This is a genomic window from Prevotella jejuni, assembly GCF_900187995.1.
Taxonomy (GTDB): Bacteria; Bacteroidota; Bacteroidia; order Bacteroidales; family Bacteroidaceae; genus Prevotella; species Prevotella jejuni.
This window is the reverse complement of record NZ_FZNZ01000036.1, coordinates 21,313-31,692: the sequence shown is the minus strand read 5'-3', so window position 1 is coordinate 31,692 and position 10,380 is coordinate 21,313. Positions and strand designations below refer to the sequence as shown.

At 43.4% G+C, this 10,380-nt stretch carries 7 protein-coding genes; all 7 read right to left on the bottom strand.

Annotated elements, in window-relative coordinates; translation table 11 throughout:
• Positions 1-532 precede the first annotated feature (532 nt).
• Positions 533-631, bottom strand: a complete 99-nt coding sequence (locus tag CHB62_RS15585) for an ASCH domain-containing protein (protein ID WP_089367034.1) — start codon at positions 629-631, stop codon at positions 533-535.
• A gap of 48 nt (positions 632-679) precedes the next feature.
• A complete protein-coding gene (locus CHB62_RS12060) occupies positions 680-2,089 on the bottom strand; it encodes a DUF2130 domain-containing protein (RefSeq protein ID WP_089367033.1) in 1,410 nt (469 codons plus the stop codon).
• A 318-nt stretch (positions 2,090-2,407) separates the two neighbouring features.
• A complete protein-coding gene (locus CHB62_RS15530) occupies positions 2,408-2,629 on the bottom strand; it encodes a virulence RhuM family protein (protein WP_089367032.1) in 222 nt (73 codons plus the stop codon).
• Positions 2,630-2,671: 42 nt separating this feature from the next.
• Positions 2,672-4,111 carry an ATP-binding protein gene (locus CHB62_RS12050; RefSeq protein ID WP_089367031.1) on the bottom strand — a complete coding sequence of 480 codons (1,440 nt, stop codon included), beginning with the start codon at positions 4,109-4,111 and terminating at the stop codon, positions 2,672-2,674.
• A 143-nt stretch (positions 4,112-4,254) separates the two neighbouring features.
• Positions 4,255-7,302 carry a type III restriction-modification system endonuclease gene (locus tag CHB62_RS12045; protein WP_089367030.1) on the bottom strand — a complete coding sequence of 1,016 codons (3,048 nt, stop codon included), beginning with the start codon at positions 7,300-7,302 and terminating at the stop codon, positions 4,255-4,257.
• A gap of 258 nt (positions 7,303-7,560) precedes the next feature.
• Positions 7,561-9,432: a site-specific DNA-methyltransferase gene (locus tag CHB62_RS12040; RefSeq protein WP_089367029.1), complete on the bottom strand. Its 1,872-nt coding sequence runs from the start codon at positions 9,430-9,432 to the stop codon at positions 7,561-7,563.
• Positions 9,433-9,698: 266 nt separating this feature from the next.
• The gene (locus tag CHB62_RS12035; RefSeq protein WP_240616322.1) at positions 9,699-10,025 is read right to left on the bottom strand and encodes a hypothetical protein; all 327 of its coding nucleotides are present in this window, start codon (positions 10,023-10,025) and stop codon (positions 9,699-9,701) included.
• Positions 10,026-10,380 lie beyond the last annotated feature (355 nt).

Below are 10,380 nucleotides of genomic sequence, written 5' to 3'. Positions count from 1 at the left end.
TGGGGGCTTCTCGCCCCCAAACCCCGCGGTGTTTTCAGGTATAGATTATTAAGCTACACCAGCACTTGGGATTGCAGTTCTATGTTGAACTTGCGCCTCCTATCATAGAAACCTAATGATTTTTATCGTTGATACATCCCTTTATTCCACAACTATAAACGTAAAGACTTATTAATGTATATTTCACCTACATATTAAAGCGATGTGCCGTTCTCTTATAAGTAGAAATAAAGTCATTCCCAAAGTGTGATACTTTCTGGTCTGATGATGAAAGTTAATGAATACGAGCAGGGTACAACTATAATATTAAGTTTGAGACAGGTAGAAGACGTCACGTGACTATTTGACAACATAGATGTTCATAGACTGTATGTTCGTATGATATCAAACGTTCACACAAGAGTTCTACTTTTTTTCGTGACCTCTATCCATCCTATTATAGCAGGAGCTTACTTCTTTAATTTGAAGACCATATCAAAGTAATTGATTTCCTCCATATTCCAATTGATTGCTTTCAAAGATGAGCCATCTTCTAATTGATATAGTTGGGAGCCCACGTTCTATTCTCTATGTCTTTCAGCCCACTCACCAATAGTGAGGCCCATGGCTGTCTTACGGATAATGTTTTCATCTTCTCAAGTATTTAATAGATAAGGATTCTACAGTAACGACACAACGCCTATTCCTCGTCGTCTGTAATTTCTACTGCTGCCTGTGCATTCCGAGCCTCATCAAACTTCGCCTTCATCGTTGGGTTATTAGTTGTGAGTCTACGAATGGTCAATTTCTCGGTATCCTTAGTAGCAAGGCGCAGGTTATTTTCACTACTAACCAACTCCGCACGCACCTTTTGCAGTTTAGATATGGTAGCGTCTATATCCCTAATCGCATCATCAAACTTCCTTGTATAGAGCTCATAATGTCTACTAAACTTTTCTTTGAAGTCCTCCATCTTTGCCTCAAAGTTCGTTACATCAACCTCCTTACTCTGTGCTAAGATGAGTTGCTTCTTGTATTCCAAAGCGTTCTTCGATGCCTGCACCAACAGTGTGATGAAAGTCACAAAGAATTGTGGGCGAATAACATACATCTTCGGGTAGACATGACTCTTATTTACGATACCACTGTTATATAGCTCACTGTCTGCCTCCAACAAACTGACCAACACGGCATACTCACATCCTTTCTTCTTTCTATCCTCATCTAACTTCCTCAAGAAGTCTTCGTTCTTATGTTTGGTGGCAGTAGTATCCATCTCGTTCTTCATTTCAAACATGATAGATAGGTATTCTGTCCCATCTTCACTATCTCGGAAGATGAAGTCACCCTTCGTACCATCACTCGCATCATTGTCTTTTTCAAAGTAAGCATTAGGCATCAGTGGACGCAGATAACGTTCGAACTCATTACTACAATGCTGCTCTAACGTCTCACCAACCATCTTTGTAGACATCTTCGACTTCAGTTCTTTGTAGTAGTCTATCTGCTCTTGCTTCATCCGCAACTCTCTCTCATGTTGCTTCTGCAAGTCTGCTTCATGTAGCTGAGCCTTACTCCTCTCCTGCTCTATCTCGTTCTGCAGCATCACAATCTTGTTTTCTTTCTCTTGTGCTGCCTGTTGCGCCTTGTTACGCTCATCCATCACAGCCAACTGCAGTTTGTCACCACTCTGGCTAATCTCAGATTTCAACTCACTGATCGTCTTTTCCTTCTCAGCGAGTGCAATCTTCATTTCACTTGTCTTCTGCGACTCTATCCCTTCTAACCGTGCTTTGAGTTTAGCTATCTCCTCATTCATCTCTGCTTTCTGTCGAGACAGCTCACTCTCTTTCTCACCTTTTAGTCGCTCTATCTCAGCCACCTTCTGACCTAATTCCTTCTCCTTTTCCGACAACTTATTTTGGAATGTCTGCTCCGTCTTCGTCGTAACCAAAGCCAATTCTGCCTTGTTACGCTCGTCCATCTCAGTCATTCTTCTCTTCACCTCAGCTTCGATTTCCTTAGTCTTAACTTGGTTCAATATAGAAGCATAGTCGGCCTCATCTACCTTGAAGATATTTCCACACTTAGGGCATTTTAGTTCTTTCATAATCCTATTCTTTAAAGTTATTATTTATGTTACGTGTGCAAAGGTAATACACATGAGTGCAGCCTTTCTGCATAGATACTTTTTCCTTTTTTATTTGTGAGATTAGCGTGCTGTATTCTACTTACAACTACACCATTCTATATTACAATTCTATTTTTATTTTGTTTGCTGTCATTTTAACATTTCCCTATATTACTCTATGCATTAACGTTTTAGCTGTCAGAGATGAGTGACAGAAGTGACAGGAACTCCAAGATATAGTCAACACTCCAACAATAAGGTTGTCCTCAAAATATACGTACCACATGACATACCACTTCAACTTGGAATGGGACTGGTGATACTGTGAACACGATAACCTAAAGCTATAATCATATCAAGGTTATAGAATGTAGTCAGATAAGGTTTGTTATCTGCAGCAGTTTTCTGGAATTTCTGAACAACTACTTTTTCTTGTGATTCTCCTCCTTCAAGAACCAGCAATAAGCTGATTAGGGTAGACTGGATTTTCTTTGCAAATAAAAAGTTACTGATTATCATGCTGTTACATATAAATATGATTTTCTTTGCAAATAAAAATCTCTATACATAATATGGTAAATAAGTCATAAATTTCTTCGACTTAGTCTCTGGGTCCACGGGCTTTATCAGTCCTACCTCTACTGTATCAGCAATTATACGAGAAGCTATAGATGAATCATTCTTTGTAAGTTCAAAACGTTCCCTAACAGACAAGTTGTTGATATACTCTCCATTTTCATATCTCAAACAAGCATGTTGGTAACAAGCAGACACCTTTTCATCCTTTATCATATCCTTAAACTTTTTTTGAGGGTATAGAAAAACTCTTGTATGCTGTTCGCCTTTGGTAAATTTAGGGGCAGGCAGAAACATCTGCTCAATTGCGGAAATAGCTCGGTCTATTCCGCTACCACGTTTTTCACAAATTCCCAAAAGAAACATTGTCTGAGCCAATTCTTCATTACGTGACTGCGGTGGTAGGTCTATCAGCCTATTGATGTCATTAAGTGGCGCTCCTGCATTAGTAATAGCTAGTCTATTAGAGAAAATTTCTATAGTCACAGGTAGTCCCTTTATTCCGAAGTCTTGATGGACAATGGCATTCGCAACAAACTCTCGAATTGCAATTTGAGGATAGGTTGGAATTATTTCTCTCTTTACCCCAATACTCTCTTTACCTGTATTTTGCATGATAAAATCGATTAGGCCTTCAAAGCCGACGGCATATCCGTAGGTGCCATGTTGCTCGAACTCTTGAGAACGATTGTTCTTGCCACTATATTTTCTCACGATTACTTCTCTACCACGCAGTTTAGGGAAATCCTTCAAATCCCTTGCAAAGAGTAAAGCTCCCAAATTAGTGATACCCCAGATTCCATTATTCCCATGACAGAGATTGTATTCACTTAAACGATTAACTATTGAGTCTGTCGTATTTGGAACATCTCTCCCCACAAGTTCAAAGAAAGACTTGTAATCCAGATATTGAAGAATTTGTCCCTTTGTAAGATCAGATAAAGCTAAACGTTCTTCAAAGGTGACTCCCTTAGATGTCGCAATCATTTCTTTAACTTGATCACGAGACATCTTTACAGTCTGGCCTGCAGAACGCAAATACGAATCAAATATATTATGTCCACGTAGAACTACTGGTTTGTCATGCTGTTCAGGTATATAGATGAACAACAAATCATAGCCATTAAATTTCATAACGCTATGAGATATAGGAATAGAGTACTCCAGATTATTCTTGGCTATATTCCCTAATTTTTGGACAATTGTCTTAATATCCTCTCGCGATAAATTAAAACAACTTCCATCATCATTTACACCATAAACAAGGACACCACCTCCTTTGTTATTTGCAAATGCGCTTATGTGTTGGGCAAGGCGGTCCGTCTTACATGACAGACCACTTTTCCAGTCTAGCTCGTTCAATTCTGTCGGAACGGGACTAAGACTATCCTTAAGCGTCTTAATGGCTTTTTCTTTCCAATCCATGTATCTTTTCCTTTCAATTATGTTTAATCTCTTTGATTTGTGATATCCCACCGACTAAAAGGTAGAAATCAATCAAAAGCGGTTTTCAAAACCAATGCTTTAAATAAACTTCTTTGTTGAACCGGAGATTATAAAATCATATCCTAACCTTGCGTAACGATATTCTTCAACTTTTCGTAACTCTTGACTACATCAAACTTGACCGAGCTATCAGAGATTGAGGCGAAATGGCGTTTGGCACATTCTATCTTTGCACTCTCTACCCCTCGAAGCTGAGTAATGTCCTCAGAACCCTTCGTCTCTGCAACGAAATAGATGTGTTTCACCGCTCCCTCTCGAAAGACGATTGCCCAGTCGGGATTATACTTGCCCACAGGCGTATTGATATAGAAACCACGTGGCAACTTGGTATAAACCTCAACTTCTTCCTCCCGCTCCAACTTTTCTGCAAAGCGTTTCTCAACTCCTTGACTATCCACAACTACAAGGTCGTAGAGCGACCTCTCACTCTGTATGGCATCAATACCGATACGCCCACGGAGTTCATGCTCTGAAAAGATACTGGCATCATAATGCTGATCCATCTTGTGGTAAGCAATATGCTCTATCACGGCAATGGCTTTCTGCTCGTTGATGATATTACCAGCACGAATAATAAACTCCTCTGGATTGCGACGATACATTCCAAAAGTCTCGGGCTTGATACCTGTCAGAATCGCAACTATCGTACTACGTTTCAAGCCCGTACGCTGTACCAATTCGCCTACAAGGTCATAACGCACACCGCTTGCCACAGCTTCCTTCACCTTCACCGTCTTTGTCTTACCCTCCTGCATCGCCTGCCCAGCTTCGAGTTCTTCTCTTGACTGGATATTTGCCAGCGTACCCGATGTGACGGCAATACGAATTGCGGTAACATGGAGTGAATCGTCCAGTCCTACAATAGACTTACGTATTAGAGACTCTGTCTCAAAATCCACTTCATAGTAAGTCTTACAGTTGATACGTTTCCACAGGGCCTGAAACTCCTTCTTGTTAAATCGTTCCATCCGGAAGTGGGCTGTCTCTTTGCCTCGACCATTCTCCACCTTAAGCACATCAGGATTAAACACCTTATCCAGCTCTTGAACGATAGCTTCCACGTCTTCTTGCCAATCCTCCAACTGCAGCGTACCAGCCTTCTTATCCTCAAAGTACTTATCGGTCAGCTTCTGCTTCTTCACATAGCCTGCTGATACAAGTTCCTCCAAAATGGTTGCTGCCTGCGACTCTGTCAGCGTCAGCTTCTCTCCGTTGGCTTTCACAATGGTCTTACCTGCAAACAATGCTGCCGTAACCAGTACTGCACGCGAGGTGATACTCTCGGCAAGTTCTTTCTGCAATGCCTCAGAGAAGTCCTTATAACTCTCACTGGCTATCACCGTCAGCACATTCGTGTCATAGACTGCATCGCCCAGCAGGTCACTATCTTGCCGTTCGCCCTGCTGATTGACACAGAGACGCATACCACGTCCCACCTCCTGCCGCTTCTTCACTTCGTTGTTGCTCTGCTTGAGCGCACAAATCTGAAAGACATTAGGATTATCCCAGCCCTCTTTCAATGCCGAGTGAGAGAAGATAAAGCGGGTAGGCTCATCCAATGATAGGAGGCGTTCCTTATTGCGCATAATCAACTGATAGGCGTCGGGGTCATTAGCCTCCGTCTCACCTCGCTTCACCTTCGAGTCTATCATCTTTCCCTTCTTGTCCTGAGAGAAGTAGCCTGCGTGGGTCTGCTCGGCACTTATCCCTTGAAGATATTGTTTGTATTCTTCATCCCAGTAAAGGTCACGCACCTCATTCAGTACGGATACATATTCTTCCTCGAAGATTTCTGCCCATCGTCCTTTACGGGTTTCGCCACCAGAATCATAGATGCGATACTTCTCTACGGCATCTATGAAGAACAGGCTCAACACCTTAATTCCTTGCTTATAGAGCTGATGCTCACGCTCGAAGTGCTTCTGTATGGTGGTGCGAATCTGTATACGCCGTATCAACTCCTCCGTGATTGCTCCCATTGCCTGACCTTCATAGATTTCTTGACCATTGCTCAAACGAATACACCCCTTCACACCATCTATCCGCTCTATGATAAAGCCATCACGATAAGCCTCTAGCTCACCACTCTCGGCATAGAGGTCGAAGCCCTCATCTACCAGACGTGTTGCCGTGCGCAAACCTACCCTACTCGTTGCATCAAAACTAATGCGAGCACGTGGTGCCTCGCCTTTCTTCTTCGACAGGACGATAGCATCGAGGTAAAGATAACCATTCGTGGCGGTCGTACCAATCTGCTCTACTCCCATCACCTCTATCTTCTTCACCAGTCGCTTATTGAAGGCGTCAATAGCATCCAAACGATAAACCTGATTGTAAACATCTGCCTTGCGGTGAGTAGCACTATATAGAATCGAAAACAGTGGGTTGAACTGCTGCAAGCCCTGACGAGTCTTATTCTTTTTGTCGGTACCCAATACGCTCTGCGGTTCGTCTATAATCAGGATAGGGCGTGTCTCACTGAGGATGTCTATCGGGCGACGATAGTTAAAGTCCTCCAACTTCATAAATATGCGGCGAGCATCCTTTCCTGTGGCATTGAAAGCCTGCGTATTGATGACCATCACGTGTATCTTAGGGTCGGAAGCAAACTGGTCGATAGCTTTAGGATGTGCACTATCATACACAAAGTGCTGCATACGTTCGCCATATTCTTCTGCAAAATGGTCTGCCATCGTCTCAAGACTCTTGATGACTCCCTCACGAATAGCCACACTCGGCACCACGATGATAAACTTTGTCCAGCCATAGTGTTTGTTGAGTTCGTACATGGTCTTGATGTAGGTATAGGTCTTACCCGTTCCCGTCTCCATCTCTATGCTCAGTGCCAGTGTGCCATTGCCGTCACGAAGCACGTGATTGACTGGCTGCAGCTCTTGACTGATTTGCACTTCACGAATATTGCGAGTCAGCTCCTCATCGTTAAGTAGAATATCATGATTGCGAAAGCCCTGTGCGTCCAGTTCCAAAACTCCCTTACCCACATCTCTGCGGTAAACAAAGAAATCTTGTAACGGCTGCCCACGAAAGGCATTTACAACGGCTTGTGCCGCATCTCGTTGGAAGGCTTGATGTTTGAATTGTATCTTCATCTTATCTATTGTCTAATCATCATTACGTGCATTGGGCAGCGTCCTACAATGAGGAACGAAATGTTCCCAGCAGTGGTACGCCAATGTTCCAGCGGCGGAACATTCATGTTCCGGCTTTGGAACATGAAAGTTCCAGTGCGGGAACATCCGTGTTCCAACACGGGAACACTCCGCCACAGCCCTTACTCACGGCGTGGGCATTGGGACATATAGCAACTGTATTCACCCATTGATGTTTAAGATTTAGTTAACTGATATTTATAACACGTGAATACGCTTATAGACTTCCTCATCATTCCAGCCACAGAACTGCTTGAACTTCTCATAGATATTCAGCTTATCGGCATCGGTAGCAAAGCACTCCTCACGGAAGATGACACGCAGTGGCTTCAGCTCCGCAATACGACTGACAGCCTCAACACTGATTTCTTTGTCGAAGCAAGCCACGAGTGCGCCCTCGTTCACAATATGCAGGTGCTTACCGTTTACCTCCTCCGTCCGAAGCGGATAGCTTAGCTCCACGCCCCAGTCCACCATACAGCCAAAGAGCAAGTCAAGCTCCGAGCGGTCAGCCTTCACACTATCCACTTGCGCAAAGAGGTCTTGCTGCTGAAGTTTGGCAGGCTTAAAGTAAACCTCCTTCATGTTCGACAAGTCCGTACGAAACACACGGAAGCCCGTGTCTAAGTCCTGACCCATCAGCCCAGCCTCCTCCTTAATCTTCTTACCAGCCCTACGGATGCGCTCCTTACCAATCTCGCAAATTGTGTTGTAACCCGCCTTGCGTGCCTCGCTACCCTCTGGCGTTTCCTCTGGTAGCTGCACACAAATGTATTTACGCTTGCCACCATCTTCTGCATTCAGCTGCATAACAGCGTGGGCGGTAGTGGCAGAGCCTGAGAAGAAGTCGAGGATGAGGGAGTCGTCTCCAAAGTTAGAGACACCCACATTAATAAGATTACACAAGAGAGACACAGGTTTCGGGAAATCAAATATGCGTTGCTTAAATAAGTCCTCAACCTCCAAACTCCCTCTCTGATTAGTACCAAACTCAATACCCCAAAAGTCACTAGGTATTTGCCCCTTGTTTTCTTTTAAGTAGATCTTTTTGTAAGGTTGACCATCTCCACTTTCTGTCCAATAGATTTCATCATTCGCATCTAGTTTATCAAATATCTCCTCTGATACCATCCATGGTCCATTAAGGATATTTCCTAGTTTGGTCTGCTTTGGATAAAACTTACGCCCACGAGTTTTATCCAAAAGGATTCCCCTTCGGAAGGAACCTTTAGCATCAGAATAACGATATTCTGCTCGAGCTTTCTCTGAAAGAGAGAGACGTCCTAATGAATAGTCTGCACTATTCTTTGCATATATCAGTATATACTCCTTAACCCTTGCAATCTTGCCTATGTTTGGTTGGTTATCTGTTCTACGCCAAGCTATTTCCGTTACAAAGTTCCCCACTCCAAACACCTCATCGCATATCTTTCTCAAGTGGTGCACCTCATTATCGTCAATAGAAATAAAGATAACGCCATCGTTGGCGAGCAGGGTGCGTGCGACGAGTAGGCGACTATAAATCATCGAACACCAGTCGGAGTGGTAACGGGGATTAGAGTCGAGGTTGCGGCGTAGGCGGTTGCCCTTCTCATCGACATTGCCCATCGCTTCGTCCATCTCTTCCCCACTCATGGCGAAGTCGTCTTCATAAACAAAGTCGTTGCCCGTATTATAAGGCGGGTCAATATAAATCATCTTCACCTTGCCGAGGTAAGCACGCTGCAAGAGTTTCAGCACCTCGAGGTTGTCGCCCTCAATGTATAGGTTCTCTGTCGTGTCCCAGTCCACACTGTCGTCCACAACGGGGCGCAACGTCTGGCGTGTCGGTTCGGCTGCCGCCCGCTTTGCCTCCTGCTTGCCTACCCATTGAAAGCCAAAGCTCTCCTCGTCAGCATCAGCGATAGCGTCGCCCAAGAGTTCACGAAGCACCTTAAAGTCCACCTTCTGTGTCAGCTCACCATCTGCTCCCCGCACCTCCGTGAAAGCCGAAGGCGCAATTTGCCTCAATGCCTCGAGTGTAAACTCGCTATGCGTTGCCGAGGTCATCGGTTGTTTCTTTATTTCCATCTCGTTTGTATATCGATCGTTTTTACTTGTTTGTTCTTGCTGCCGTGCTTGATAGTAGCTTTAAGGTCGTCACACCATGTCTTACGTATATTGTCTATTATCTCCATACTTGATGATTTTGAAGTGGTAATATGTTATTTAAGTATTCCATTCTACCAACCATATTACAACAGATGCAAATATAATAATTTTAATTGGATAATCATTAACAGGTAAAACTCTTTTATTCAAAGGTCTTCATGTAATATTTATTTTTGAAATAAATTCTACCGATAACGGCTGAGCATATCGATTGTTGAACGGAGGTTAGCCACCTCCTCTGTGGTCAGCTCGTTATTAAAGATAGAGTAGTCAGGGTCAGAATAATGGTAATAACACTTCTTTCCATCGTATTGCTGTGCGCGGATCGGTGCATGATAAGGACTCAAACGCAGGTTGGCAATGTCCTCCCGTATCTGTCTCAGACTGATGTTATAGCCCAACTTCTCGCTGACAAAGTCGACTAAATCATCTATATTAAACCTCCGATGCTTATTACTGAAACACTGATCCAAGATTTGATAGCGCAGGTAGGCATTCTTGTTGACTGGCATTGCAATGATAATTATTGGTAGAGTAACTTTTACTTTGCTTAGTTATATTACCCACAAAGTTAAGCTTTTTTAATGAAAAATCATCCCTTTTCCGTTATAATCTCCTGCTCAATGATGAAAAATAAGGCCGATTTCCCCTTTTCAGGTTGCACCGTCTCCATCTCTGTCCACCATTCGTGACATTCGAGAAATTCGTAGTCTTTCAATTAAAGTCCCCTCCTACTGCCAAATAATCAGTCCCCTCCACCCCTATCGAGTGTATCGTCTCTGTATGTGATCAACATTGGTGCAATTAGTGACATTCGTAGTCTTTCAATTAAAGTCCCCTCCTCCTTGTCAAACACTCACTCCCCTC